Annotated in this window: 36 protein-coding genes, 1 tRNA gene and 2 rRNA genes (1 of these 39 only partly in view); 38 read left to right on the top strand and 1 reads right to left on the bottom strand. The window is 44.1% G+C overall.

Annotated features, from left to right (window positions below):
• From polA to FFV08_11330, 3 genes are all read left to right on the top strand, one after another.
• A complete protein-coding gene (gene polA / locus FFV08_11340; protein ID QLB53117.1) occupies positions 1-2643 on the top strand; it encodes a DNA polymerase I in 2643 nt (880 codons plus the stop codon).
• A gap of 165 nt (positions 2644-2808) precedes the next feature.
• Positions 2809-3246 carry a CoA-binding protein gene (locus tag FFV08_11335; protein ID QLB53116.1) on the top strand — a complete coding sequence of 146 codons (438 nt, stop codon included), beginning with the start codon at positions 2809-2811 and terminating at the stop codon, positions 3244-3246.
• A 1-nt stretch (position 3247) separates the two neighbouring features.
• Positions 3248-3760 (top strand): AAA family ATPase, encoded by a 513-nt coding sequence (locus FFV08_11330; protein QLB53115.1) that lies wholly within the window; start codon positions 3248-3250, stop codon positions 3758-3760.
• 17 nt (positions 3761-3777) lie between these two features.
• On the opposite strand, the gene FFV08_11325 is transcribed toward FFV08_11330, so the two are convergent.
• Positions 3778-4653, bottom strand: coding sequence for a DUF975 family protein (locus tag FFV08_11325; GenBank protein QLB53114.1), 876 nt, complete (start codon positions 4651-4653; stop codon positions 3778-3780).
• Positions 4654-4805: 152 nt separating this feature from the next.
• On the opposite strand from FFV08_11325, the gene tgt reads away from it, so the two are divergent.
• The 35 genes from tgt to FFV08_11150 form a co-directional block, all read left to right on the top strand.
• Positions 4806-5948 (top strand): tRNA guanosine(34) transglycosylase Tgt, encoded by a 1143-nt coding sequence (gene tgt, locus FFV08_11320; protein QLB53113.1) that lies wholly within the window; start codon positions 4806-4808, stop codon positions 5946-5948.
• A gap of 24 nt (positions 5949-5972) precedes the next feature.
• Positions 5973-6611, top strand: coding sequence for a phosphoribulokinase (locus FFV08_11315; GenBank protein QLB53112.1), 639 nt, complete (start codon positions 5973-5975; stop codon positions 6609-6611).
• Between the two features lie 373 nt (positions 6612-6984).
• On the top strand, positions 6985-7293 hold the full coding sequence (gene rpsJ / locus FFV08_11310) for a 30S ribosomal protein S10 (protein QLB53111.1): 309 nt from the start codon (positions 6985-6987) through the stop codon (positions 7291-7293).
• 84 nt (positions 7294-7377) lie between these two features.
• Positions 7378-8004 (top strand): 50S ribosomal protein L3, encoded by a 627-nt coding sequence (locus FFV08_11305; protein QLB53110.1) that lies wholly within the window; start codon positions 7378-7380, stop codon positions 8002-8004.
• A gap of 24 nt (positions 8005-8028) precedes the next feature.
• Positions 8029-8652 carry a 50S ribosomal protein L4 gene (gene rplD, locus FFV08_11300; protein ID QLB53109.1) on the top strand — a complete coding sequence of 208 codons (624 nt, stop codon included), beginning with the start codon at positions 8029-8031 and terminating at the stop codon, positions 8650-8652.
• Positions 8652-8948 carry a 50S ribosomal protein L23 gene (locus tag FFV08_11295; protein ID QLB53108.1) on the top strand — a complete coding sequence of 99 codons (297 nt, stop codon included), beginning with the start codon at positions 8652-8654 and terminating at the stop codon, positions 8946-8948. The genes rplD and FFV08_11295 overlap by 1 nt, the downstream gene beginning before the upstream one ends.
• A 17-nt stretch (positions 8949-8965) precedes the next feature.
• A complete protein-coding gene (rplB, locus tag FFV08_11290) occupies positions 8966-9799 on the top strand; it encodes a 50S ribosomal protein L2 (protein ID QLB53107.1) in 834 nt (277 codons plus the stop codon).
• Between the two features lie 85 nt (positions 9800-9884).
• Positions 9885-10166 (top strand): 30S ribosomal protein S19, encoded by a 282-nt coding sequence (gene rpsS, locus FFV08_11285; GenBank protein QLB53106.1) that lies wholly within the window; start codon positions 9885-9887, stop codon positions 10164-10166.
• Positions 10167-10177: 11 nt separating this feature from the next.
• Entirely contained in the window at positions 10178-10522 is a 345-nt protein-coding gene (locus FFV08_11280) for a 50S ribosomal protein L22 (protein ID QLB53105.1), read from the top strand.
• A 12-nt stretch (positions 10523-10534) separates the two neighbouring features.
• Positions 10535-11188, top strand: a complete 654-nt coding sequence (rpsC, locus tag FFV08_11275; protein QLB53104.1) for a 30S ribosomal protein S3 — start codon at positions 10535-10537, stop codon at positions 11186-11188.
• A gap of 3 nt (positions 11189-11191) precedes the next feature.
• Positions 11192-11605, top strand: a complete 414-nt coding sequence (gene rplP, locus FFV08_11270) for a 50S ribosomal protein L16 (protein ID QLB53103.1) — start codon at positions 11192-11194, stop codon at positions 11603-11605.
• A 9-nt stretch (positions 11606-11614) separates the two neighbouring features.
• Complete coding sequence (locus FFV08_11265) at positions 11615-11821, top strand: 50S ribosomal protein L29 (protein QLB53102.1); 207 nt, start codon at positions 11615-11617, stop codon at positions 11819-11821.
• Positions 11822-11844: 23 nt separating this feature from the next.
• Complete coding sequence (gene rpsQ / locus FFV08_11260; GenBank protein QLB53101.1) at positions 11845-12105, top strand: 30S ribosomal protein S17; 261 nt, start codon at positions 11845-11847, stop codon at positions 12103-12105.
• 25 nt (positions 12106-12130) lie between these two features.
• Positions 12131-12499 carry a 50S ribosomal protein L14 gene (gene rplN, locus FFV08_11255; GenBank protein ID QLB53100.1) on the top strand — a complete coding sequence of 123 codons (369 nt, stop codon included), beginning with the start codon at positions 12131-12133 and terminating at the stop codon, positions 12497-12499.
• Between the two features lie 75 nt (positions 12500-12574).
• The gene (locus FFV08_11250; GenBank protein ID QLB53099.1) at positions 12575-12880 is read left to right on the top strand and encodes a 50S ribosomal protein L24; all 306 of its coding nucleotides are present in this window, start codon (positions 12575-12577) and stop codon (positions 12878-12880) included.
• Between the two features lie 23 nt (positions 12881-12903).
• A complete protein-coding gene (gene rplE, locus FFV08_11245; protein QLB53098.1) occupies positions 12904-13446 on the top strand; it encodes a 50S ribosomal protein L5 in 543 nt (180 codons plus the stop codon).
• A gap of 17 nt (positions 13447-13463) precedes the next feature.
• The gene (locus FFV08_11240) at positions 13464-13649 is read left to right on the top strand and encodes a type Z 30S ribosomal protein S14 (protein QLB53097.1); all 186 of its coding nucleotides are present in this window, start codon (positions 13464-13466) and stop codon (positions 13647-13649) included.
• A 180-nt stretch (positions 13650-13829) separates the two neighbouring features.
• Positions 13830-14228 (top strand): 30S ribosomal protein S8, encoded by a 399-nt coding sequence (gene rpsH, locus FFV08_11235; GenBank protein QLB53096.1) that lies wholly within the window; start codon positions 13830-13832, stop codon positions 14226-14228.
• Positions 14229-14417: 189 nt separating this feature from the next.
• Positions 14418-14954: a 50S ribosomal protein L6 gene (locus tag FFV08_11230; protein QLB53095.1), complete on the top strand. Its 537-nt coding sequence runs from the start codon at positions 14418-14420 to the stop codon at positions 14952-14954.
• An 85-nt stretch (positions 14955-15039) separates the two neighbouring features.
• Positions 15040-15396, top strand: a complete 357-nt coding sequence (locus FFV08_11225; GenBank protein ID QLB53094.1) for a 50S ribosomal protein L18 — start codon at positions 15040-15042, stop codon at positions 15394-15396.
• Between the two features lie 17 nt (positions 15397-15413).
• Positions 15414-15908 carry a 30S ribosomal protein S5 gene (locus FFV08_11220; GenBank protein QLB53093.1) on the top strand — a complete coding sequence of 165 codons (495 nt, stop codon included), beginning with the start codon at positions 15414-15416 and terminating at the stop codon, positions 15906-15908.
• Positions 15880-16104 (top strand): 50S ribosomal protein L30, encoded by a 225-nt coding sequence (rpmD, locus tag FFV08_11215; protein QLB53092.1) that lies wholly within the window; start codon positions 15880-15882, stop codon positions 16102-16104. The genes FFV08_11220 and rpmD overlap by 29 nt, the downstream gene beginning before the upstream one ends.
• 155 nt (positions 16105-16259) lie before the next feature.
• Entirely contained in the window at positions 16260-16700 is a 441-nt protein-coding gene (locus tag FFV08_11210; protein QLB53091.1) for a 50S ribosomal protein L15, read from the top strand.
• A gap of 12 nt (positions 16701-16712) precedes the next feature.
• Positions 16713-18020: a preprotein translocase subunit SecY gene (secY, locus tag FFV08_11205; protein ID QLB53090.1), complete on the top strand. Its 1308-nt coding sequence runs from the start codon at positions 16713-16715 to the stop codon at positions 18018-18020.
• Between the two features lie 174 nt (positions 18021-18194).
• A complete protein-coding gene (locus tag FFV08_11200) occupies positions 18195-18833 on the top strand; it encodes an adenylate kinase (protein QLB53089.1) in 639 nt (212 codons plus the stop codon).
• Positions 18834-18949: 116 nt separating this feature from the next.
• A complete protein-coding gene (gene infA / locus FFV08_11195; GenBank protein ID QLB53088.1) occupies positions 18950-19168 on the top strand; it encodes a translation initiation factor IF-1 in 219 nt (72 codons plus the stop codon).
• A 22-nt stretch (positions 19169-19190) separates the two neighbouring features.
• Complete coding sequence (gene rpmJ / locus FFV08_11190; protein QLB53087.1) at positions 19191-19307, top strand: 50S ribosomal protein L36; 117 nt, start codon at positions 19191-19193, stop codon at positions 19305-19307.
• A 17-nt stretch (positions 19308-19324) separates the two neighbouring features.
• Complete coding sequence (gene rpsM, locus FFV08_11185) at positions 19325-19690, top strand: 30S ribosomal protein S13 (GenBank protein QLB53086.1); 366 nt, start codon at positions 19325-19327, stop codon at positions 19688-19690.
• Between the two features lie 19 nt (positions 19691-19709).
• Positions 19710-20093 (top strand): 30S ribosomal protein S11, encoded by a 384-nt coding sequence (gene rpsK / locus FFV08_11180; protein ID QLB53085.1) that lies wholly within the window; start codon positions 19710-19712, stop codon positions 20091-20093.
• Positions 20094-20138: 45 nt separating this feature from the next.
• Positions 20139-21077, top strand: a complete 939-nt coding sequence (locus tag FFV08_11175) for a DNA-directed RNA polymerase subunit alpha (GenBank protein QLB53084.1) — start codon at positions 20139-20141, stop codon at positions 21075-21077.
• Between the two features lie 11 nt (positions 21078-21088).
• A complete protein-coding gene (locus FFV08_11170; GenBank protein ID QLB53083.1) occupies positions 21089-21475 on the top strand; it encodes a 50S ribosomal protein L17 in 387 nt (128 codons plus the stop codon).
• Positions 21476-21722: 247 nt separating this feature from the next.
• Complete coding sequence (locus tag FFV08_11165; protein QLB53082.1) at positions 21723-22982, top strand: gamma-glutamylcysteine synthetase; 1260 nt, start codon at positions 21723-21725, stop codon at positions 22980-22982.
• Between the two features lie 225 nt (positions 22983-23207).
• Positions 23208-24761: ribosomal RNA gene (locus FFV08_11160) — 16S ribosomal RNA — on the top strand.
• Positions 24762-24818: 57 nt separating this feature from the next.
• Positions 24819-24891 (top strand) — tRNA-Ala (locus tag FFV08_11155).
• A gap of 126 nt (positions 24892-25017) precedes the next feature.
• Positions 25018-26225 (top strand): 23S ribosomal RNA (locus FFV08_11150) (it continues 1694 nt past the right edge of the window).
• Together the 16S and 23S rRNA genes with 1 tRNA gene alongside form the textbook arrangement of a ribosomal RNA operon.

Below are 26225 nucleotides of genomic sequence, written 5' to 3'. Positions count from 1 at the left end.
ATGGAAAATAAGAATAAGTTATTATTAATTGACGGTTCGTCCGTTGCTTTTCGCGCTTTTTTTGCGCTTTATAATCAAATCGACCGTTTCAAGAGTCCATCGGGCCTGCATACCAATGCTATTTATGGCTTTCACCTCATGCTCAATCATCTCTTGGAGCGCGTTCAGCCGACCCATGTCCTGGTAGCTTTTGATGCTGGAAAGACGACCTTCCGGACTGAGATGTACGCCGACTATAAGGCAGGTCGGGCCAAGACACCGGATGAATTTCGTGAGCAGCTGCCCTTTATCCGAGAAATGCTGCAGCACCTAGGCATTCACTACTACGACTTGGCTCAGTACGAGGCGGATGACATCATCGGGACCTTGGACAAGATGGCTGAAAAAACAGCAGTGCCTTACGATGTGACCATTGTCAGCGGCGATAAAGACTTGATTCAGCTGACGGATGATAATACCGTGGTGGAGATTTCCAAAAAAGGCGTGGCCGAGTTTGAGGAATTTACCCCAGCCTACCTCATGGAAAAGATTGGCATCACGCCAGAGCAGTTCATCGACCTCAAGGCGCTGATGGGCGATCAGTCGGATAATATCCCCGGCGTGACCAAGATTGGGGAGAAGACCGGCCTCAAGCTCCTCTTGGAGTATGGCTCTTTGGAAAACCTCTATGAAAATATTGACCAGCTCAAGGCTTCCAAGATGAAGGAAAATCTGATCAATGACAAGGACAAGGCCTTCTTATCTAAAACCCTAGCCACCATCAATACTCAGGCTCCGATTGAAATCGGGCTGGATGATTTGGTTTATAAGGGTCCGCAGGTAGAGGCCCTGAGCAAGTTCTATGACGAGATGGGCTTCAAGCAGCTCAAGGCTCAGCTAGGAACTGGTCAAGAGCCGGTAAAAGTCAAACCAATTGAATTTACCAAAGTGACTGAGGTCACAGAGGATATACTGGCACCAGAGCAATTCTTCTATTTTGAAATCTTGGGCGACAACTACCACAAGGAAGAGATTGTTGGTCTTGCCTGGGGCGATAGCCGTCAGATTTATGTCGGCACCAGCGATTTACTGCAACAGCCTCTCTTTCAGGAGTTTTTAACAAAAACAGCTCTGAAAACCTACGACCTCAAGCGGACAAAGGTACTGCTCAGTCATTATGGTATCGAACTGCCAGCAGCCTCCTTTGATGCGCGTCTAGCCAAATATCTGCTTTCGACGGTCGAGGACAATGAGCTGGCGACTATTGCTCGCCTCTACGGCCAAACGATTTTACCGACAGATGATGAGGTTTATGGCAAGGGAGCTAAGCGCGCTTTGCCGGAGCAAGAGCAGCTCTTTGAGCATCTAGCTCGTAAGGTCCAAGTACTGCTGGAAACAGAAGAGCCGATGCAAGAACAGCTCCGTTCCCACGATCAGCTGGATTTGTTGCTTGAAATGGAGCAGCCCTTGGCCTTTGTCCTAGCCAAGATGGAGATTGCGGGAATCAAGGTTGAGCGGGAAACCCTGCAGGGCATGCAGACAGAAAATGAAAAGACACTGGAAAGTCTAACGCAGGAGATTTATGACCTGGCTGGTCAGGAGTTCAATATCAACTCACCTAAACAGCTGGGAACCATTCTCTTTGAGGATATGGGGCTGCCGCTGGAGTACACCAAAAAGACCAAGACAGGCTACTCGACAGCGGTGGATGTGCTGGAGCGTTTAGCACCGATAGCACCGATTGTGTCTAAGATTCTGGAATATCGTCAAATCAGCAAGCTTCAGTCCACTTATATCATCGGCCTGCAGGAGGCCATTGCATCTGACGGCAAGATTCACACTCGCTATGTTCAGGATTTGACTCAGACGGGCCGCCTGTCCTCGGTTGACCCGAACCTGCAGAATATCCCCGTTCGTTTGGAGCAGGGGCGCCTCATTCGCAAGGCCTTTGTGCCAGAGTGGGCAGACAGCGTACTACTCAGCTCGGATTATTCCCAGATTGAGCTGCGGGTGCTGGCTCACATTTCGCAGGACGAGCATCTGATTGCTGCCTTTCAGCATGGAGAAGACATTCACACAGCTACCGCTATGCGGGTCTTTGGGATTGAAAAGGCAGAGGATGTGACGCCTAATGACCGTCGTAATGCCAAGGCCGTTAACTTCGGAGTCGTCTATGGCATTTCTGACTATGGTCTAGCCAATAATTTGGGAATTTCCCGCAAGGCTGCCAAGGACTATATCCAGACCTATTTTGAGCGTTTCCCAGGTATCAAGAATTATATGGAAACGATTGTCCGTGAAGCGCGTGATAAGGGCTATGTAGAGACCATTTACCATCGCCGTCGCTCCTTGCCGGATATCAATTCCCGCAACTTTAACATCCGCAATTTTGCGGAGCGTACAGCTATTAACAGTCCAATCCAAGGCTCCGCCGCAGACATTCTCAAAGTCGCTATGATTAATCTGGATCGAGCTCTGACAGAGAAGGATTTCAAGTCTCGCATGCTCTTGCAGGTTCACGATGAAATCGTGCTGGAAGTGCCAAATGACGAGCTTACAGATGTCCGCCAGTTAGTCAAAGAAACCATGGAAGCTGCGATTGAGCTAGCCGTTCCACTAGTGGCTGATGAAAACGCTGGCCGAACTTGGTACGAGGCGAAATAAAACAAGATATAAAGAGCGTCAAAAACAGACTGAAAATTAGGAATCCGGACGAAGGAGTCATGCTCCTAGAAGGGATTATCTATTTTCCAAGGTTTTAGCCCAGATTCAGTTAAGACCCAAACACTGCAAAACTATCCAGCTTTATTATGAATGAGGAGGAAGTCTATGACTTATCATTTTCAAAATCCCAGCGATGCCATCGTCAAGCATTATTTGAAAAACAGCAAGGTGATTGCTGTTGTTGGCCTGTCTGACCGCGAAGAAACGACAAGCAACCGTGTGTCCAAGGAGATGCAGGAGCGGGGCTATCGCATTATCCCAGTCAATCCGCGGGCAGCGGGCAGTCAGATTTTTGGAGAGACTGTTTATGCCAGTCTCAAAGACATTCCTTTTCCGGTGGATATTGTTGATGTATACCGTCGCAGTGAGTTTTTGCCGGATGTGGCACTGGATTTTCTGCAGTCGGATGCCAAGATTTTCTGGGCTCAGTTGGGCTTGGAGAGTGAGGAGGCTGAGCAGATTTTGCGGGCAGCCGGTCGGGATGACATTGTCATGGATCGCTGCATTAAACGCGAGCATAGCCGCTTGATTCTGGGCGAATAAGATGGCCAAGTTAGTCATCATTCGTGGCAATTCCGGCTCTGGCAAGTCTAGCCTGACCAGGAAACTGCAGACTCACTACGGCCGAGGAACTCTCCTGATATCACAGGATACGGTTAGACGGGATATGCTCAAGGAAAAAGTTGAGCCGGGAAATTTATCTATTGACCTGACGGAAACATTGGCACGCTTCGGTTACGAACGTGATTTGCTGGTTCTGGTAGAAGGGTTTTATGAGACAGATATTTACGGACAGATGCTAGAGCAGTTGAAAAAGCTCTTCGCTCCGCAGGTCTTTGCTTACTACTATGACCTATCCTTTGAAGAAACAGTCCGCCGCCATCAGACTAGAGCGAAGCAAGAAGAATTTAGCCCAGCCGACATGAAGCGCTGGGGTAAAGAACGAGACTTCTTAGGCTGGGAAGAGGAATCCTTTTTCACAGATGAGGATTCGCTAGAGACAGCATTTGACAAAATCTGCTCTGCCCTGGACAAGACAGAATATAATAGTAAATAAAAAAACAACTCACAAGCTTAGGACAAGGAGCCCAGTGCTTGCGGGTTGTTTTCGTTTAGAATAGTTTTTTCTTTTTTCAACTCTTCGTAGAAGAGAATGTAAGCAGTCGCTGTATAAGGGAGAACCATAATATTCAATATGCCATAAGTCATTTTGGCCAGTAAATTCCAGCCGATAAAGCTCAGATCCAGCATAAATAGCTTTCCTTTGTAGCCCTTCATTAGCTTCCGACTTTGACGGATAGTAGAGAAAGCTCCCTGGTAGGTGTCAGTCTCAAGCTGGTCATATAGGATCAGCTCTGCTTGAGAATAGGCGTAGTACTGAGGAACAGCGATTCCCAGACCAAGGAATATCAAGAGGGTTCCCAGTAACATACCAGGGGTGTATTGAAGAATCTGCTGTCCTGCCTCGCTTTGAGCAGTCAGCACAGTATGGGCAGGAAGTTTTTCCGAAATATTGAGAATCTTATAAGCATTGAAGACGGACAGAAGACTCCCGCAAAATATAGGAAGATTCCAAAGGAAAAGCAAGAGTTGCTTGAGCAAAACGGTTTTAAAAACAGGCGTGAAGTTCTTGCTCGTAAACAGATGCCCAATATCTGAAAAGCGGACCTCGTTCTTGTTCTTGCGGATGACGGTTATCATGGTATAGCTGGCAGAAAGCAGCAGGAGAGTCGTGATAAACTGAATGGTCGTCGGGAAAAGAGTTTGGCTAATCAGAAAATATATGAACTGGCTGAAGGTCAGGTCAGAAACGGAGTCTCTTAGATTCCCAATAAGGGAAAGCAAGATGTTTAGGATGCCGGCAAGAGTCGGAGCTGCAAACAAAAGAAAAATCCCATTCGTTTGGCTTCGGATGGCACGAGCCTGAGCTCTGATATTACTTAGATTCATAATTCCTCCATTTGGATTTGTCTGTTACATTATATCATACCCCGTGACAGATAGAAGTTTTTTTGGTAAAATCATACGGTATCTTGTGAGCCCTTGCTGCTCATTATATAGAAGAAAAATCGCTGGGACTGTTTTTCCCAGCAGGAGGAAACATGTCAACATCACCGATTCAGTATCGTTTGATTAAAAAAGAAAAGCACACAGGTGCTCGCTTGGGAGAGATTATCACGCCTCACGGAACTTTTCCAACGCCTATGTTTATGCCAGTTGGGACCCAGGCGACGGTTAAGACCCAGTCACCAGAAGAGCTCAAGCAAATGGGTTCTGGTATCATCTTGTCCAATACTTATCACCTTTGGCTACGGCCGGGTGATGAGCTGATTGCCCGTGCAGGTGGCCTACACAAGTTCATGAACTGGGACCAGCCTATTCTGACCGATAGCGGCGGTTTCCAGGTTTATTCTCTAGCTGACAGCCGCAATATCACAGAAGAAGGGGTAACTTTCAAGAACCACCTCAATGGTTCCAAAATGTTCCTGTCGCCAGAAAAGGCTATCTCCATCCAGAACAATCTAGGCAGTGACATCATGATGTCCTTTGATGAGTGTCCGCAGTTCTACCAACCTTATGACTATGTCAAGAAGTCTATTGAGCGGACTAGCCGTTGGGCGGAACGTGGACTGAAAGCTCACAGCCGCCCGCACGACCAGGGTCTCTTTGGCATTGTTCAGGGTGCTGGCTTTGAAGATTTACGCCGCCAGTCTGCTCAAGACTTGGTCAGCATGGATTTCCCGGGCTACTCAATCGGAGGACTAGCTGTCGGAGAGTCTCATGAGGAGATGAATGCAGTGCTGGACTTCACAACGCCAATGCTGCCTGAAAACAAGCCCCGCTATCTTATGGGAGTAGGAGCGCCAGATAGCTTGATTGATGGTGTTATCCGTGGTGTGGATATGTTTGACTGCGTTCTGCCGACTCGCATTGCCCGAAACGGCACCTGTATGACCAGCGAAGGACGTCTGGTGGTTAAAAATGCTCAGTTTGAGGAAGATTTCACGCCTTTGGACCACAACTGTGACTGCTACACTTGTAGCAACTACACGAGGGCCTATATCCGCCACTTGCTTAAAGCGGATGAAACCTTTGGGATTCGCCTGACCAGTTATCACAACCTCTACTTCTTGGTAAACCTTATGAAGAAGGTTCGCCAAGCTATTATGGATGACAACTTGCTGGAATTCCGTGAAGACTTTATTGAGCGCTACGGCTACAATAAATCCAGTCGAAATTTCTAAGAAGCTCCATTGAAAGGGGAAGCTATGTCTGATGAAGAGAAATTGCTGAAAAGATTGACAGCGTATCTGTCAGATGACCAAAAACATACTATACTTATTTATGGTCATGGTGCTTCAGGCAAGTCAACTTTTGCTCGAAGACTCCAGTTAGCCTTGGGTGAGGAACGAGCCAATCTGCTGGAAACAGATCCTTATGTAATTACTGGAGAGTATCGAGATTTGCTCAGTTCTAAAGATTTTCCGCATCAAAAAGTCACAGCCTGCCTCCCAGCCGTTCATGAACTAAGCAGTCTGGAGCGAGATATTTGTGCCTTGCAGTCTGGTCTGGATATTCTGACCATTGGCACAGCTTGGTCGCCTAGCTTGCGTTTATCAGCCCGAAAGCCGATTTTAATAGTAGAAGGTATGTCGGCTGCCTTTTTGCCTGAAAGCTTGTTTGATTTGTCGATTTGTTTTTACACGGATGATCAGACTGAGTTAGAGCGCCGCTTGGCTCGGGATGTGGCTGTGCGAGAGCGCAGGCCAGAGTGGATAGAGCAGACGCATCTGGCTCGGCGAGAGCAATATAGGCACTTTTATCAACCCTATCTAGCAGCTGCTGATCTTGTCATCTGCCAGTCGGGCAACAGCTTTCGCATCGAAAAGGACAGTCCCTTGTTATAAAACAAAGTAGCCAAGAGTAAATTTTCATTTTTAATCTCACTGATGTGCGTCAGTGAGATTTTGTATTTTCTGAATACAAACTCGAATAAATAGGTGAAAAAGTCTAAATTTTCTTCTAGATAATGACTTACAAGGCTTATAAATTGTTTAGAAAACACTTTCATAAAAAATTATCCTAAAAATCTTTAAAAAATTACTCAAATCCCTTGCAATGACTGGTTCTTTGTGTTAAGATACTATGGTGCTGTAAAAATACAGTGTGTAGCTTTGATGCAAGAGGTTGCGACACGCTCGGTTGCATTGCCACGCAATCACCTGTCGGTTTTCTTGTGGAGCTAGCCTATTATCTTAAATAGACGAAAAGGAGAAAAAGATGGCAAACAAAAAAATCCGCATCCGTTTGAAAGCTTACGAACATCGTACACTTGATACAGCGGCTGCAAAAATCGTAGAAACTGCTACTCGTACTGGTGCTGAAGTTGCGGGTCCAATCCCACTTCCAACTGAGCGCAGTCTCTACACAATCATTCGTGCGACTCACAAATACAAAGACTCTCGCGAACAATTTGAAATGCGTACTCACAAACGCTTGATCGATATCATTAACCCAACTCAAAAAACAGTTGACGCTTTGATGAAATTAGATCTTCCAAGTGGTGTGAACGTAGAGATTAAACTTTAATCTAAAGCTTGATCTAAACCAGAGCATGAAAAACGCTCGTTAAAAACTTTTTGAAAAAAATTATAGAAAAGGAAACATTTTCTCATGACAAAAGGAATCTTAGGGAAAAAAGTGGGAATGACTCAAATCTTCACTGAAGCTGGCGAATTAATCCCTGTAACTGTTGTTGAAGCAGCTCCAAACGTTGTTCTTCAAGTTAAAACAGTTGAAACAGATGGTTACAACGCAGTTCAAGTTGGTTTTGATGACCTTCGTGACGTATTGAGCAACAAACCTGCCAAAGGCCATGTAGCGAAAGCTAACACAGCTCCTAAGCGCTTCATTCGTGAATTCAAAAACATTGAAGGCTTGGAAGTAGGAGCAGAAATCACTGTCGATACATTCGAAGCTGGTGATGTTGTTGATGTAACAGGAACTTCAAAAGGTAAAGGTTTCCAAGGTGTTATCAAACGCCACGGCCAATCTCGTGGTCCAATGGCTCACGGTTCACGTTACCATCGTCGTCCTGGTTCAATGGGACCGGTTGCGCCAAACCGCGTTTTCAAAAACAAACGCTTGGCTGGACGTATGGGTGGCAACCGTGTGACGATTCAAAACCTTGAAGTCGTACAGGTTGTTCCAGAGAAGAACGTTATCCTGATTAAAGGTAACGTACCAGGTGCTAAGAAATCTCTTATCACTATCAAGTCAGCAGTTAAAGCTGGTAAATAATAAAGAAAGGGGAAATCAGTCACAATGGCAAACGTAAAATTATTTGACCAAACTGGTAAAGAAGCTGGTGAAGTAGTTCTGAACGATGCGGTCTTTGGTATTGAACCAAATGAATCAGTTGTCTTTGATGTTATCATCAGCCAACGCGCTAGCCTTCGTCAAGGAACTCACGCTGTTAAAAACCGTTCTGCAGTATCAGGCGGCGGACGCAAACCATGGCGTCAAAAAGGAACTGGACGTGCTCGTCAAGGTTCTATCCGCTCTCCACAATGGCGTGGTGGTGGTATCGTATTCGGTCCAACTCCTCGTTCATATGCTTACAAACTTCCACGTAAAGTTCGTAGATTGGCATTGAAATCAGTTTACTCTGAAAAAGTTGCTGAAAACAAATTCGTAGCTGTAGACAGCCTTTCATTTACAGCTCCAAAAACTGCTGAGTTTGCAAAAGTGCTTGCTGCGCTAAGTATCGACACAAAAGTACTTGTTATTCTTGAAGAAGGAAACGAATTCGCTGCACTTTCAGCACGTAACCTTCCAAATGTTAAAGTTGCAACTGCAACAACAGCAAGCGTTCTGGACATCGTAAACAGCGACAAACTTCTTGTTACTCAAGCAGCTATCTCTAAAATTGAGGAGGTTCTTGCATAATGAATTTGTACGACGTAATCAAAAAACCTGTTATCACTGAAGGCTCAATGGCTCAGTACGAAGCAGGCAAATACGTATTTGAAGTGGACACTCGCGCTCACAAACTCTTGATCAAGCAAGCTGTTGAAGCTGCTTTTGAAGGAGTTAAAGTTGCTAACGTTAACACTATCAATGTAAAACCAAAAGCAAAACGCGTTGGACGCTACACTGGTTTTACAAACAAAACTAAAAAAGCTATCGTAACACTGACAGCTGATTCTAAAGCAATCGAGTTGTTCGGTGCAGAAGAAGAATAATCTAAGGAGGAAATATCGTGGGAATTCGTGTTTATAAACCAACAACAAACGGTCGCCGTAATATGACTTCTTTGGATTTCGCTGAAATCACTACCAGCACTCCAGAAAAATCTTTGCTTGTTTCTTTGAAGAGCAAGGCTGGTCGTAATAACAACGGTCGCATCACTGTTCGTCACCAAGGTGGCGGCCACAAGCGCCACTACCGTTTGATTGACTTCAAGCGTAACAAAGACGCTGTTGAAGCAGTTGTAAAAACAATCGAGTATGATCCAAATCGTTCAGCAAACATCGCTTTGGTTCACTACACTGACGGTGTGAAGGCTTATATCATCGCTCCTAAAGGTCTTGAAGTTGGTCAACGCATCGTTTCAGGTCCTGAAGCAGATATCAAAGTCGGAAACGCCCTTCCGCTTGCTAACATCCCGGTTGGTACTTTGGTTCACAACATTGAGTTGAAGCCAGGCCGCGGTGGAGAATTGGTTCGTGCTGCTGGAGCTTCTGCTCAAGTATTGGGTCAAGAAGGTAAGTACACTCTTGTTCGTCTTCAATCAGGCGAAGTTCGTATGATTCTTGGTACTTGTCGCGCTACAGTTGGTGTTGTCGGAAACGAACAACATGGACTTGTAAACCTTGGTAAAGCAGGACGTAGCCGTTGGAAAGGTATCCGTCCAACAGTTCGCGGTTCTGTAATGAACCCTAACGATCACCCACACGGTGGTGGTGAAGGTAAAGCACCAGTTGGTCGTAAAGCGCCATCTACTCCATGGGGCAAACCTGCTCTTGGACTTAAAACTCGTAACAAAAAAGCGAAATCTGACAAACTTATCGTTCGTCGTCGCAACGAGAAATAATTTAAAACAATCTATCCGCCAGCTCGGTAGCGCTGCTTAGTCAGCGCAGGCCGCTGTGGTACTTATTTAAAGGAGAAAATATAAAATGGGACGCAGTCTTAAAAAAGGACCTTTCGTCGATGAGCATCTGATGAAGAAAGTTGAAGCTCAAGCTAACGACGAAAAGAAAAAAGTCATCAAAACTTGGTCACGTCGTTCAACGATCTTCCCAAGTTTCATTGGTTACACAATTGCAGTTTATGACGGACGTAAACACGTGCCTGTTTACATCCAGGAAGACATGGTAGGTCACAAGCTTGGTGAATTTGCGCCAACTCGTACTTACAAGGGTCACGCTGCAGACGACAAGAAAACACGTAGAAAATAAGGAGAACATAAATGGCAGAAATTACTTCAGCTAAAGCAATGGCTCGTACAGTGCGTGTTTCACCTCGTAAATCTCGTCTGGTTCTTGACAATATTCGTGGTAAAAACGTCGCTGACGCAATCGCAATCTTGAAATTCACTCCAAACAAAGCTGCTGGCATTATCGAAAAAGTTTTGAACTCTGCAATCGCTAATGCTGAAAACAACTTTGGTTTGGAAAAAGCAAACTTGGTAGTATCTGAAGCTTTCGCAAACGAAGGACCAACTATGAAACGTTTCCGTCCGCGCGCTAAAGGTTCAGCTTCACCAATCAACAAACGCACAAGCCACATCACTGTGGTCGTTGCAGAAAAATAAGGAGGTAACATCGTGGGTCAAAAAGTACATCCAATTGGTATGCGTGTCGGCATCATCCGTGATTGGGATGCCAAATGGTATGCTGAAAAAGAATACGCGGATTACCTTCATGAAGATCTTGCAATCCGTAAATTCGTTCAAAAAGAATTGGCTGACGCAGCGATTTCAACTATTGAAATTGAACGCGCAGTAAACAAAGTAAACGTTTCTCTTCACACTGCTAAACCAGGTATGGTTATCGGTAAAGGCGGAGCAAACGTTGATGCACTCCGTGCAAAACTCAACAAATTGACTGGAAAACAAGTCCACATCAACATCATCGAAATCAAGCGTCCTGACTTGGATGCGCATCTGGTTGGTGAAGGAATTGCTCGCCAGCTTGAACAGCGTGTAGCTTTCCGTCGTGCTCAAAAACAAGCTATCCAACGCACAATGCGTGCAGGAGCTAAAGGAATCAAAACTCAAGTATCAGGTCGTTTGAATGGTGCAGATATTGCCCGCAGCGAAGGTTACTCTGAGGGAACTGTTCCGCTTCACACACTTCGTGCGGATATTGATTACGCTTGGGAAGAAGCTGATACTACTTACGGTAAACTGGGTGTTAAAGTCTGGATCTACCGTGGAGAAGTCCTTCCAGCTCGTAAAAACACTAAAGGAGGTAAATAACCAATGTTAGTACCTAAACGTGTTAAACACCGTCGCGAATTCCGTGGAAAAATGCGCGGTGAAGCTAAAGGCGGAAAAGAAGTAGCATTTGGAGAATACGGTCTTCAAGCAACTACTAGCCACTGGATTACTAACCGCCAAATCGAAGCTGCCCGTATCGCTATGACTCGTTACATGAAACGTGGTGGTAAAGTTTGGATTAAAATCTTCCCACACAAATCATACACTGCAAAAGCTATCGGTGTACGGATGGGATCTGGTAAAGGTGCTCCAGAAGGATGGGTTGCACCAGTTAAGCGTGGCAAAGTAATGTTTGAAGTTGCTGGTGTTTCAGAAGAAATCGCTCGCGAAGCACTTCGCCTTGCAAGCCACAAACTTCCAGTTAAATGTAAATTCGTAAAACGTGAAGCAGAATAAGGAGAAGGCATGAAACTTAATGAAGTAAAAGAATTTGTTAAAGAACTTCGTGGTCTTTCTCAAGAAGAACTCGCGAAGCGTGAAAATGAATTGAAGAAAGAATTGTTTGATCTTCGTTTCCAAGCAGCTGCTGGCCAATTGGAGCAGACAGCTCGTTTGAAAGAAGTGAAGAAACAAATCGCTCGTATCAAAACTATTCAATCAGAAGTTAAATAATAGACTAGGGAAGGAGAATTTCAATGGAACGCAATAATCGTAAAGTTCTTGTCGGACGCGTTGTTTCTGACAAAATGGACAAAACAATCACAGTTGTAGTTGAAACTAAACGTAACCACCCAGTCTATGGTAAACGTATTAACTACTCTAAGAAGTACAAAGCACATGACGAAAACAATGTTGCCAAAGAAGGCGATATCGTTCGTATCATGGAAACTCGTCCGCTTTCAGCTACAAAACGCTTCCGTCTTGTAGAAGTCGTTGAAGAAGCGGTTATCATCTAATCAAACCAGAAAGGAGAAAACTTAAATGATTCAAACAGAAACTCGTTTGAAAGTTGCCGACAACAGCGGCGCTCGCGAAATCTTGACAATCAAAGTTCTTGGTGGCTCAGGACGTAAGTTCGCTAACATCGGTGATGTAATCGTTGCGTCTGTAAAACAAGCTACTCCTGGTGGTGCGGTTAAGAAAGGTGACGTTGTAAAAGCTGTTATCGTTCGTACTAAATCAGGTGCTCGTCGTAAAGATGGCTCATACATCAAATTTGACGAAAACGCTGCAGTCATCATCCGTGAAGACAAAACTCCTCGCGGAACTCGTATCTTCGGCCCAGTTGCTCGTGAATTGCGTGACGGCGGCTTCATGAAGATCGTATCATTGGCTCCAGAAGTACTTTAATCATAATTAACAAACACAGTCCCCTGGCAAAAGTCAGGGTGCCCCTAGGGGCGTAAGAATTAAGAGGAGAAATAAATGTTTGTAAAAAAAGGCGACAAAGTTCGCGTAATTGCTGGTAAAGACAAGGGTGTTGAAGCACTTGTTGTTACAGCTCTTCCCAAAGTAAACAAAGTTGTTGTTGAAGGTGTAAACATCGTTAAGAAACACCAAAAGCCAAATAACGAAAACCCTCAAGGTGCTATCGTGGAAAAAGAAGCACCAATCCATGTGTCAAACGTTCAAGTACTTGACAAAAATGGTGTTGCAGGACGTGTTGGCTACAAGTTTGTAGACGGCAAAAAAGTTCGTTACAATAAAAAATCAGGCGAAGTGCTTGACTAATCACGAAGGAAAGGAGAAGTATAATGGCAAATCGTTTAAAAGAAAAATATCTTAAAGAAGTAGTTCCTGCTTTGACTGAAAAGTTCAACTACTCATCTGTTATGGCTGTGCCAAAAGTGGATAAAATCGTTTTGAACATGGGTGTCGGTGACGCTGTATCAAACGCTAAAAACCTTGAAAAAGCTGCTGAAGAATTGGCTCTTATCTCAGGTCAAAAACCACTTATCACTAAAGCTAAAAAATCAATCGCCGGCTTCCGTCTTCGTGAAGGTGTAGCGATCGGTGCTAAAGTAACCCTTCGTGGCGAACGTATGTATGAATTCTTGGATAAATTGGTTTCAGTTTCTCTTCCACGTGTTCGTGACTTCCACGGTGTTCCAACAAAATCTTTTGATGGACGCGGAAACTACACACTTGGTGTGAAAGAACAATTGATCTTCCCAGAAATCAACTTTGATGACGTTGATAAGACTCGTGGTCTTGACATCGTTATCGTAACAACTGCTAACACTGACGAAGAGTCACGCGAATTGCTTACAGGCCTTGGAATGCCTTTTGCAAAATAATATAGGAGGTAAAACAAATGGCTAAAAAATCAATGATTGCTAAGAACAAACGCCCAGCTAAGTTCTCTACGCAAGCTTATACTCGTTGTGAAAAATGTGGCCGTCCACATTCCGTTTACCGCAAGTTTAAACTTTGCCGTGTTTGCTTCCGTGAATTAGCATACAAAGGACAAATCCCTGGCGTTACCAAAGCATCTTGGTAATTCTAGCTTCCAATCCCGTCGTGATTCGTCGTTATCTGCTTTTGCCTAACTCAAGTTATGCCTGCAAGCAGATGCCTAGACTCACTTAGGAATTGAAACCTAGAAACATATTCTGAGCCCAGCTCAATCATTAACTAGCAAGTGCAGCTTGCAAACTACTAGTAAGAGGAGAATTATAAAATGGTTATGACTGACCCAATTGCAGACTTTTTGACACGTATCCGTAATGCTAACCAAGCAAACCACGAAGTGCTTGAAGTGCCTGCATCAAACATCAAAAAAGGGATTGCTGAAATCCTGAAGCGTGAAGGTTTTGTAAAAAACGTGGAAATCATCGAAGATGACAAACAAGGCATCATCCGTGTATTCCTTAAATACGGACAAAATGGTGAAAAAGTTATCACTGGTTTGAAACGTATTTCAAAACCAGGTCTGCGTGTTTACAAGAAGCGCGAAGATCTTCCAAAAGTTCTGAACGGACTTGGAATTGCTATCCTTTCAACATCTGAAGGCTTGCTGACTGATAAAGAAGCGCGCCAAAAGAATGTTGGTGGGGAAGTTATCGCTTACGTTTGGTAATATTTAGCTCCCAATTTCTGTGTGACTCTTCGTTATCGTCTCTTGCCTAACCCAGAGTTATGCTCGCGAGACGATGCCTTGATTCACTTTGAAATTGAAACTTAAATATTCCTTTCAATCGAGAAATCGATTTAAACCCCGTGAAAACTGGTCGCTTGCGGCCTGACAATCTAACAGGAGAATATATACATGTCACGTATTGGTAATAAAGTTATCGTGTTGCCTGCTAGTGTTGAACTTAGCAACAAAGACAACGTTGTAACTGTAAAAGGACCTAAAGGAGAACTGACTCGTGAGTTCTCAAAAGATATTGAAATCCGTGTGGAAGGAACTGAAGTTACTCTTCACCGTCCAAACGATTCAAAAGAAATGAAAACAATCCACGGAACTACTCGTGCCCTTTTGAACAACATGGTTGTTGGTGTATCAGAAGGATTCAAGAAAGAACTTGAAATGCGTGGGGTTGGTTACCGTGCTCAACTTCAAGGCAAAAAGCTTGTGCTTTCAGTTGGTAAATCTCATCCAGACGAAGTAGAAGCACCAGAAGGCATCACTTTTGAACTTCCAAACCCAACGACTATCGTTATCAGCGGAATTTCAAAAGAAGTAGTTGGACAAACAGCAGCTTACGTACGTAGTCTGCGTGCTCCAGAGCCATACAAAGGTAAAGGTATCCGCTACGTTGGTGAATTCGTTCGCCGTAAAGAAGGTAAAACTGGTAAATAATCTTGTCTGGCTGATTTTTTCAGCCAAACAAGCTGTTTCCCAACGTTGTGCATAAGCACAAGATTAAAATTAAGAGGTGAAAATTGTGATTACGAAACCAGATAAAAATAAAATCCGCCAAAAACGCCACCGTCGCGTTCGCGGAAAACTCTCTGGAACTGCTGATCGCCCACGTTTGAACGTATTCCGTTCTAATACAGGCATCTACGCTCAAGTGATTGATGACGTAGCGGGTGTAACGCTCGCAAGCGCTTCAACTCTTGACAAAGAAGTTTCAAAAGGAACTAAAACAGAACAAGCCGTTGTTGTTGGTAAGCTCGTTGCTGAACGTGCAGTTGCTAAAGGTATTTCTGAAGTCGTCTTCGACCGCGGTGGATATCTCTATCACGGACGTGTAAAAGCTTTGGCTGATGCAGCTCGTGAAAACGGATTGAAATTCTAAGAGGAGGACACTAGAAAATGGCATTTAAAGACAACGCAGTTGAACTTGAAGAACGTTTAGTTGCCATCAACCGTGTTACAAAAGTTGTTAAAGGTGGACGTCGTCTTCGCTTTGCAGCTCTTGTAGTTGTTGGTGATCGCAATGGTCGTGTTGGCTTCGGTACTGGTAAAGCTCAAGAAGTACCAGAAGCAATCCGTAAAGCAGTTGAAGATGCGAAGAAGAATTTGATTGAAGTACCAATGGTTGGCACAACAATTCCTCACGAAGTTCTTTCAGAATTTGGCGGAGCGAAAGTATTGCTTAAGCCAGCTGTTGAGGGTTCTGGAGTTGCTGCCGGTGGTGCGGTTCGTGCCGTCATCGAGTTGGCAGGTGTAGCAGATGTTACATCTAAATCTCTTGGCTCTAACACTCCAATCAACATCGTTCGCGCAACTGTTGAAGGTTTGAAACAATTAAAACGCGCTGAAGAAGTTGCTGCCCTTCGTGGTATTTCAGTTTCTGACTTGGCATAAGAAAGGGGATAACATGGCTCAAATTAAAATTACTTTGACTAAGTCTCCAATCGGACGCATCCCGTCACAACGTAAAACTGTTGTAGCACTTGGACTTGGCAAATTGAACAGCTCAGTTATCAAAGAAGATAATCCAGCAGTACACGGTATGATTACTGCAGTATCACACTTGGTAACTGTTGAAGAAGTTAAATAAGCTTTGCTGGTTTAACAACTTTAAATTCAAAATAAATTAGGGGATGGGATTTTCTCAGCCCCTAAAACTAAATATATGTATAGGCGAGTTTATATAGGAGACACCTTTTCTCCTATATGAGCGCTAGCATTTTACAAAAGAGGAGAAATAATATAATGAAACTTCATGAATTACAACCTGCTGCAGGTTCTCGTAAAGTCCGCAACCGTGTTGGTCGTGGTACATCATCTGGTAATGGTAAAACATCTGGCCGTGGTCAAAAAGGTCAAAAAGCTCGTAGCGGTGGCGGCGTTCGCCTTGGTTTTGAAGGTGGACAAACTCCATTGTTCCGTCGTCTTCCAAAACGTGGTTTCCTGAACATCAACCGCAAAGAATATGCGATTGTTAACCTTGACCAACTGAACGCCTTTGAAGATGGCGCTGAAGTAACACCAGTTGTTCTCATCGAAGCAGGTATTGTAAAAGCTGAAAAATCAGGTATCAAGATTCTTGGTAACGGAGAATTGACAAAGAAATTGACTGTTAAGGCAGCTAAATTCTCTAAATCAGCTGAAGAAGCTATCACTGCTAAAGGTGGTTCAGTGGAAGTCATCTAAGCGAGGTGACCTATGTTTTTCAAACTATTAAAAGACGCATTTAAAATCAAACAGGTACGGTCTAAGATTCTGTTCACGATTTTTATCATCTTAGTTTTCCGTATCGGTACAACCATAACGGTTCCAGGGATTAATGCCAAAGCCTTAAGCAATTTGAATGATTTGCCATTCCTGAATATGCTGAGCTTGGTCTCTGGTAATGCCATGCGCAACTTCTCAGTCTTTGCACTTGGAGTCAGCCCTTACATCACAGCTTCGATCGTTGTTCAGCTGCTGCAAATGGACTTGCTTCCGAAGTTTGTAGAGTGGGGTAAGCAAGGTGAGGTAGGACGCAGGAAGCTGAATCAAGCGACTCGTTATATCGCCCTCGTGTTGGCCTTTGTGCAGGCGATTGGGATTACCGCCGGTTTTGATACTCTCTCAAGAGCTAATCTAGTTGCCAATCCTAATGTGCAGACCTACGCTTTGATTTGCGTTCTTCTAGCAACTGGTTCTATGATTGTAACTTGGCTAGGTGAGCAGATTACAGACAAGGGTTACGGAAATGGCGTTTCTATGATCATCTTTGCTGGTATCGTTTCAGCTATCCCTGATATGATTAAAGGTATCTATGAAGATTACTTTGTCAATATTCCTAGTGAGCGTTTGACTTCATCCTTCATTTTTGTAGGGATTCTGATTGTGGCAGTCCTGCTGATTATCTACTTTACAACCTTTGTACAGCAGGCTGAATATAAAATTCCAATTCAGTATACGAAAGTAGCTAAGGGGGCACCTTCAAGTTCCTATCTGCCGCTAAAAGTCAATCCAGCTGGGGTTATTCCAGTCATCTTTGCCAGCTCGATTACAGCTGCACCGGCAGCGATTTTCCAAGTTGTCAGTGCCATGGGCTATGACGCAGATTGGGTTAAGACAGCTCAGTCACTTTTGGCAACAACGACCATTAGTGGTATGTTCATGTACGCCTTCCTGATCGTCCTCTTTACATTCTTCTATACTTTTGTACAGATTAATCCAGAGAAGACAGCAGAAAATCTGCAAAAGAGCGGAGCCTACATTCCAGGTGTTCGTCCTGGTAAAGGAACAGAAGACTACATGTCTAAGCTGCTGCGTCGTTTGGCAACAGTGGGCTCTCTCTTCCTAGGTTTCATTTCTATCCTGCCTATCTTGGCTAAAGATGTATTTGGATTGACAGATGCCGTTGCTCTTGGAGGAACCAGTCTCTTGATCATCATCTCAACTGGTATTGAGGGAATGAAACAGCTAGAAGGCTACCTGTTGAAGAGAAAGTATGTCGGCTTTATGGATACTTCAGAGTAAGGGAATTTTTGAATAGCTTTTCTAATGAAAAGACTGTTCAGATAACCTTTCTTGAACCGAAAAATAAACAAAATAAAAGGGGACAGAGTAGACTCACCCCCTTCTATTTTGTTTTTAAACGAGTTTATTAATCGGTTTAATAGATTGCTTTAAAAACAAAAAAGGAGACCAATCATGAATCTTTTGATTATGGGCTTACCAGGTGCTGGTAAAGGAACTCAAGCTGCTAAAATCGTTGAGAGCTTCAATGTTGCACATATTTCAACTGGAGATATGTTCCGTGCGGCGATTGCTAACCAAACAGAGATGGGCGTTCTAGCCAAGTCCTATATTGACAAGGGCGAGTTGGTGCCAGACCAAGTGACAAACGGCATTGTCAAAGAGCGCTTGAGTCAGGACGATATTAAGCAAACAGGCTTCCTCTTGGATGGCTATCCACGAACGATTGAGCAAGCAAATGCCTTGGACAAAACATTGGCTGAACTTGGTATCGAACTTGAAGGTGTAATCAATATTGAAGTGGATCCTAACAGCTTACTGGAGCGTTTGAGTGGTCGGATTATCCATCGTCAAACTGGCGAAACCTTCCATAAGGTCTTCAATCCGCCAGCAGACTACAAGGAAGAGGATTATTATCAGCGCGAAGATGACAAGCCTGAGACGGTTAAGCGTCGTTTGGATGTCAACATCGCTCAAGGTCAGCCAATCATTGATCACTATCGCAGCAAAGGTTTGGTCCATGATATTCAAGGAAATCAAGATATTGATGATGTCTTCTCTGACATTGAAAAAGTGCTGACAAATTTGAAATAAAAGCGTTTTCCTGCTTGCAATATTTGACAAGTAGTGATACAATGAATTAGTCTGACTTATAATTGTTACCTCTGTGTTCAGAGGGATCAAATCGAAATTTATGGAGGTACTTTTGCGTGGCAAAAGACGATGTGATTGAGGTTGAAGGCAAGGTAGTTGATACAATGCCTAATGCAATGTTTACGGTTGAACTTGAAAATGGACATCAGATTTTAGCAACAGTTTCTGGTAAAATTCGTAAAAACTATATTCGTATTTTAGCGGGAGACCGTGTGACTGTAGAAATGAGTCCTTATGATTTGACGCGTGGACGGATCACATACCGCTTTAAATAATCGAAAAACTTGGAGGGAAAAAATGAAAGTAAGACCATCGGTCAAACCAATTTGCGAATACTGCAAAGTTATTCGTCGTAATGGTCGTGTTATGGTAATTTGCCCAGCAAATCCAAAACACAAACAACGTCAAGGATAAGATAGAAAGGAGAAAAAATGGCTCGTATTGCTGGAGTTGACATTCCAAATGACAAACGTGTAGTCGTTTCGCTGACTTATGTGTACGGTATCGGACTTCCAACTTCTAAGAAAATCTTGGCAGCTGCTGGAGTTTCAGAAGACATCCGTGTAAAAGATCTTACAATCGAACAAGAAGACGCTATCCGTCGTGAAGTAGATGCGATTAAAGTTGAAGGTGACCTTCGTCGTGAAGTAAACTTGAACATCAAACGTTTGATGGAAATCGGTTCATACCGTGGAATCCGTCACCGTCGTGGACTTCCTGTCCGTGGACAAAACACTAAAAATAACGCCCGCACTCGTAAAGGTAAAGCTGTTGCGATTGCAGGTAAGAAAAAATAATATAAGGAGGTAAAAAGTCTTGGCTAAACCAACACGTAAACGTCGTGTGAAGAAAAATATCGAATCCGGTATTGCTCATATTCACGCTACATTTAATAACACTATTGTTATGATTACTGATGTGCATGGTAACGCGATTGCTTGGTCATCTGCTGGAGCTCTTGGATTTAAAGGTTCTCGTAAATCTACTCCATTTGCTGCCCAAATGGCATCTGAAGCAGCTGCTAAATCTGCACAGGAACACGGTCTGAAATCAGTTGAAGTTACTGTAAAAGGTCCAGGTTCTGGTCGTGAGTCTGCTATTCGTGCTCTTGCTGCCGCTGGTCTTGAAGTAACAGCTATTCGTGATGTGACTCCTGTACCACACAATGGTGCTCGTCCTCCAAAACGTCGCCGTGTATAATCACCAACCGTTACACTGCTTTTCGTTTAAGAGGGAGTATAGCAAATGATTGAGTTTGAAAAACCAAATATAACAAAAATTGATGAAAATAAAGATTATGGCAAGTTTGTAGTAGAGCCGCTTGAGCGTGGCTATGGTACAACACTGGGAAATTCTCTTCGCCGTGTGCTTTTGGCTTCACTTCCAGGTGCTGCTGTTACTTCAATTAATATTGAAGGCGTTTTGCACGAGTTTGATACAATTTCCGGTGTCCGCGAAGACGTGATGCAAATCATTTTGCACGTCAAAGGGATTGCTGTAAAATCTTACGTCCAAGACGAAAAGATTATTGAACTGGATGTTGAAGGACCAGCAGAAGTAACTGCCGGAGACATTTTGACAGACAGTGATATTGAAATTATAAACCCTGATCATTATCTCTTTACAATCGGAGAAGGCGCAAGCTTTAAGGCGACGATGACTGTCAACAGCGGTCGTGGTTATGTGCCTGCAGATGAAAATAAGAAAGATGATGCACCAGTGGGAACACTTGCAGTGGATTCTATCTATACGCCAGTGACAAAAGTTAATTACCAGGTTGAACCAGCTCGTGTTGGTAGCAACGATGGTTTTGACAAACTAACCCTTGAAATTTTAACGAATGGAACAATTATTCCAGAAGATGCTTTGGGACTTTCAGCCCGCATCCTTACGGAACATTTGAATCTCTTCACTAACCTGACAGAAGTAGCTATCGCTGCAGACGTTATGAAAGAAGCAGAAAAGACTTCTGATGACCGCATTTTGGAACGGACCATCGAAGAATTAGATTTGTCAGTTCGCTCATACAACTGTTTGAAACGTGCAGGTATCAATACTGTATTTGATTTGACAGAAAAATCTGAGCCAGAAATGATGAAAGTTCGTAACTTGGGACGCAAGAGTCTGGAAGAAGTAAAAGTTAAACTTGCTGATCTCGGTCTGGGGTTAAAAAACGATAAATAAAGGAGGAATACATGGCTTACCGTAAACTAGGACGCACTAGCTCACAACGTAAAGCAATGCTTCGCGATTTGACTACTGATTTGCTGATCAACGAATCAATCGTGACAACTGAAGCTCGTGCTAAAGAAATCCGTAAAACAGTTGAAAAAATGATTACATTGGGCAAACGAGGAGACTTGCACGCTCGTCGTCAAGCAGCAGCTTTTGTACGCAATGAAATCGCATCAGAAAACTACGATGAAGCAACAGAAAAGTATACTACAACTACTGCTCTTCAAAAATTGTTCTCTGATATTGCACCACGCTATGCAGAGCGCAACGGTGGATATACTCGTATCCTGAAAACTGAACCGCGCCGCGGAGATGCTGCGCCAATGGCAATCATCGAATTAGTATAAGATCATCAATCTTTGTTGAGTGTTATGATGATGGAATAGAACTTCTATTCTTAGTCTAGCTCTGGTCTACCGCTAGGATTTTTTCCTAGCGGGAACACTCATCATATAGGTGATAATAGGTAGACGCTTGTTTACGAAATTGCTTTTAAGACAAAAACAATTTCGTAAGCAGGCGTTTTTGCATGAAGCTAGGAAAATACCTGAAATTTTGTTATAATACTCTAACACTATCAAAAATTTACAGGAAATGGAAATGATTGATTCAATCCAAATTTTAAAAGAACGCTATTTAAAGAATATTAAAGAAAATCCAACTGTCTACATTGGCATTGAGTTAGAATTTCCTATTGTCAATAGCCAGGGCGGAGCGACTGATACAAATGTAGCTAAAAATCTCTTGAAACGTCTGTTGGAAGAGTATGATTTTGAGGCAGAACGATTCGATAGAGATGAAAATCCTATCCAACTGAAATCTACTAAAAATGAGGACAGAATTCTTTTTGAGGTCTCTTACAATACTTTGGAATTTGCTTTTGCCAAGGCTAGCAGAATTCAAGAAGTTGAAGAGCGTTTTAAGAACTATCTGAACATTATTCAGCCAATTCTGCGTGAAGAACATCATGAAATTCAAGGAGAAGGTATTCATCCTTTCTGGTCAGAAAATGATAATAGTCCAGTTAAGTATCCAAGATATGAAATGCTGATGCAGTATTTAGCTATGGGAAAGAACATGGATGGTCTGCACAATTATCCGGAATATGGTGCTTTTATTTGTGGGAGTCAAGTTCAGCTGGATGTCTCAAGAGAAAATTATTTAACTGTTATCAATGTCTTCAATCAAATTGAAGCTGCTAAGGCATACCTCTTTGCCAATTCAGAGTTTTCAGATTCTTCTTGGGATACAAAAATAGCTCGGGATATTTTCTGGGAGCAGTCGATGCATGGCATTTTACAGGAAAATGCAGGTGTGAATTCGAAAGATTTTCAAACTGAAGATGAATTTTTTGCATATCTTGATAGATCAGCACTTTTCACTGCCGAACGTGAAGGTACATCCTACTATTTCTATCCGATAGCTGCTAATGAATACTTGAGTCAGAAAACTATCGAAGCTTACAGCCTTTCAGGTGAAAAAGTAAACTTGACTCCAAGGGAAGCAGACTTCAGGAATCATAGAAGTTACCAGTATCAAGATTTGACGACACGGGGGACAGTAGAGTTTCGGAGCGTCTGCACCCAGCCTTTTGAAAAAACCTTTGCTTCTGCCGCTTTTCATCTTGGTATTTTAGAAAACTTGAAAAATGTAAAAGCCTATTTACAAGACGCTCCCTTCTTTCAAGAGGAAGGTCGGGATTACAAAGTTTTAAGAAGAAAGTTTTCTAAAAAAGAGTTGTCTGCAAGTGAAACAGAGCATATTTATGAATTCACAAAGCCTTTGCTTCAGTTGGCAAGAGCTGGTTTATTAGCCCGTCAATTAGGGGAGGAAGTATATCTTCCTACACTCTAATAGATGGAAAGACTTTAATGAATAAAAAACTTCAAAAAAATATTAGAAAAGGTATTGACAGGGTGGAGGTATAGGTGATATACTAATATAGTTGTCGCGAAAGACAAAGCCCTTTGAAAACTGAACAAGACGAACCAAGTGCAGGGTGACATAGAGATATGTAACCTGTCAAAAACGAGAAAATAAATCTGTCAGTGGACAGTAATGAGTGCGAACTCAAACTTTTTAATGAGAGTTTGATCCTGGCTCAGGACGAACGCTGGCGGCGTGCCTAATACATGCAAGTAGAACGCTGAAGAGAGGAGCTTGCTCTTCTTGGATGAGTTGCGAACGGGTGAGTAACGCGTAGGTAACCTGCCTGGTAGCGGGGGATAACTATTGGAAACGATAGCTAATACCGCATGAAATTGAATATCGCATGATAATTGATTGAAAGGTGCAATTGCATCACTACCAGATGGACCTGCGTTGTATTAGCTAGTTGGTGAGGTAACGGCTCACCAAGGCGACGATACATAGCCGACCTGAGAGGGTGATCGGCCACACTGGGACTGAGACACGGCCCAGACTCCTACGGGAGGCAGCAGTAGGGAATCTTCGGCAATGGGGGGAACCCTGACCGAGCAACGCCGCGTGAGTGAAGAAGGTTTTCGGATCGTAAAGCTCTGTTGTAAGAGAAGAACGGGTGTGAGAGTGGAAAGTTCACACTGTGACGGTATCTTACCAGAAAGGGACGGCTAACTACGTGCCAGCAGCCGCGGTAATACGTAGGTCCCGAGCGTTGTCCGGATTTATTGGGCGTAAAGCGAGCGCAGGCGGTTAGATAAGTCTGAAGTTAAAGGCTGTGGCTTAACCATAGTATGCTTTGGAAACTGTTTAACTTGAGTGCAGAAGGGGAGAGTGGAATTCCATGTGTAGCGGTGAAATGCGTAGATATATGGAGGAACACCGGTGGCGAAAGCGGCTCTCTGGTCTGTAACTGACGCTGAGGCTCGAAAGCGTGGGGAGCAAACAGGATTAGATACCCTGGTAGTCCACGCCGTAAACGATGAGTGCTAGGTGTTAGGCCCTTTCCGGGGCTTAGTGCCGCAGCTAACGCATTAAGCACTCCGCCTGGGGAGTACGACCGCAAGGTTGAAACTCAAAGGAATTGACGGGGGCCCGCACAAGCGGTGGAGCATGTGGTTTAATTCGAAGCAACGCGAAGAACCTTACCAGGTCTTGACATCCCTCTGACCGCTCTAGAGATAGAGTTTTCCTTCGGGACAGAGGTGACAGGTGGTGCATGGTTGTCGTCAGCTCGTGTCGTGAGATGTTGGGTTAAGTCCCGCAACGAGCGCAACCCCTATTGTTAGTTGCCATCATTGAGTTGGGCACTCTAGCGAGACTGCCGGTAATAAACCGGAGGAAGGTGGGGATGACGTCAAATCATCATGCCCCTTATGACCTGGGCTACACACGTGCTACAATGGCTGGTACAACGAGTCGCAAGCCGGTGACGGCAAGCTAATCTCTGAAAGCCAGTCTCAGTTCGGATTGTAGGCTGCAACTCGCCTACATGAAGTCGGAATCGCTAGTAATCGCGGATCAGCACGCCGCGGTGAATACGTTCCCGGGCCTTGTACACACCGCCCGTCACACCACGAGAGTTTGTAACACCCGAAGTCGGTGAGGTAACCGTAAGGAGCCAGCCGCCTAAGGTGGGATAGATGATTGGGGTGAAGTCGTAACAAGGTAGCCGTATCGGAAGGTGCGGCTGGATCACCTCCTTTCTAAGGAGTCCGTAAGGACACACGGAATGCACTTGGGTCTTGTTTAGTTTTGAGAGGGCTATGTGGGGCCTTAGCTCAGCTGGGAGAGCGCCTGCTTTGCACGCAGGAGGTCAGCGGTTCGATCCCGCTAGGCTCCATTATCTAGTTTGACTAGATAAAGAACTTGTCCATTGAAAATTGAATACTGATATCAAATAGTAACAAGAAAATAAACCGAAAACGCTGTGAATATTAATGAGTTTAAGACTGAAAGGTCAAAAATAAGGTTAAGTTAGTAAGGGCGCACGGTGGATGCCTTGGCACTAGGAGCCGAAGAAGGACGTGACAAACGACGAAATGCCTCGGGGAGCTGTAAGTAAGCTTCGATCCGGGGGTGTCCGAATGGGGGAACCCAACAGGTTGATGCCTGTTACCCATTTCTGTTAAGGAAATGAGGAGGAAGACGCAGTGAACTGAAACATCTAAGTAGCTGCAGGAAGAGAAAGCAAAAGCGATTGCCTTAGTAGCGGCGAGCGAAGAGGCAGGAGGGCAAACCGAAGAGTTTACTCTTCGGGGTTGTAGGACTGCGCTGTGGACTCAGAATTTATAGAAGAATGACTTGGGAAAGTTGGCCAGAGAGAGTAAGAGCCTCGTATTTTAAATAGATTCTGTACCTAGCAGTATCCTGAGTACGGCGGGACACGTGAAATCCCGTCGGAATCTGGGAGGACCATCTCCCAACCCTAAATACTCCCTAGTGACCGATAGTGAACCAGTACCGTGAGGGAAAGGTGAAAAGCACCCCGGGAGGGGAGTGAAATAGAACCTGAAACCGTGTGCCTACAACAAGTTCGAGCCCGTTCATGGGTGAGAGCGTGCCTTTTGTAGAATGAACCGGCGAGTTACGTTATGATGCGAGGTTAAGTTGAAGAGACGGAGCCGTAGGGAAACCGAGTCTGAATAGGGCGCCTTAGTATCATGATGTAGACCCGAAACCATGTGACCTACCCATGAGCAGGTTGAAGGTGCGGTAAAACGCACTGGAGGACCGAACCAGGGCACGTTGAAAAGTGCTTGGATGACTTGTGGGTAGCGGAGAAATTCCAAACGAACTTGGAGATAGCTGGTTCTCTCCGAAATAGCTTTAGGGCTAGCGTCGACATAAAGATTCTTGGAGGTAGAGCACTGTTTGGGTGAGGGGTCCATCCCGGATTACCAATCTCAGATAAACTCCGAATGCCAATGAATTATGGTCGGCAGTCAGACTGCGAGTGCTAAGATCCGTAGTCGAAAGGGAAACAGCCCAGACCACCAGCTAAGGTCCCAAAATAATTGTTAAGTGGAAAAGGATGTGGGGTTGCACAGACAACTAGGATGTTAGCTTAGAAGCAGCTATTCATTCAAAGAGTGCGTAATAGCTCACTAGTCGAGTGACCCTGCGCCGAAAATGTACCGGGGCTAAAACAATTTACCGAAGCTGTGGATACCTTTT

It is taken from the genome of Streptococcus sanguinis (assembly GCA_013378335.1).
GTDB classification, from domain to species: domain Bacteria; phylum Bacillota; class Bacilli; order Lactobacillales; family Streptococcaceae; genus Streptococcus; species Streptococcus sanguinis_I.
This window is presented reverse-complemented; position numbering and strand designations above follow the sequence as displayed.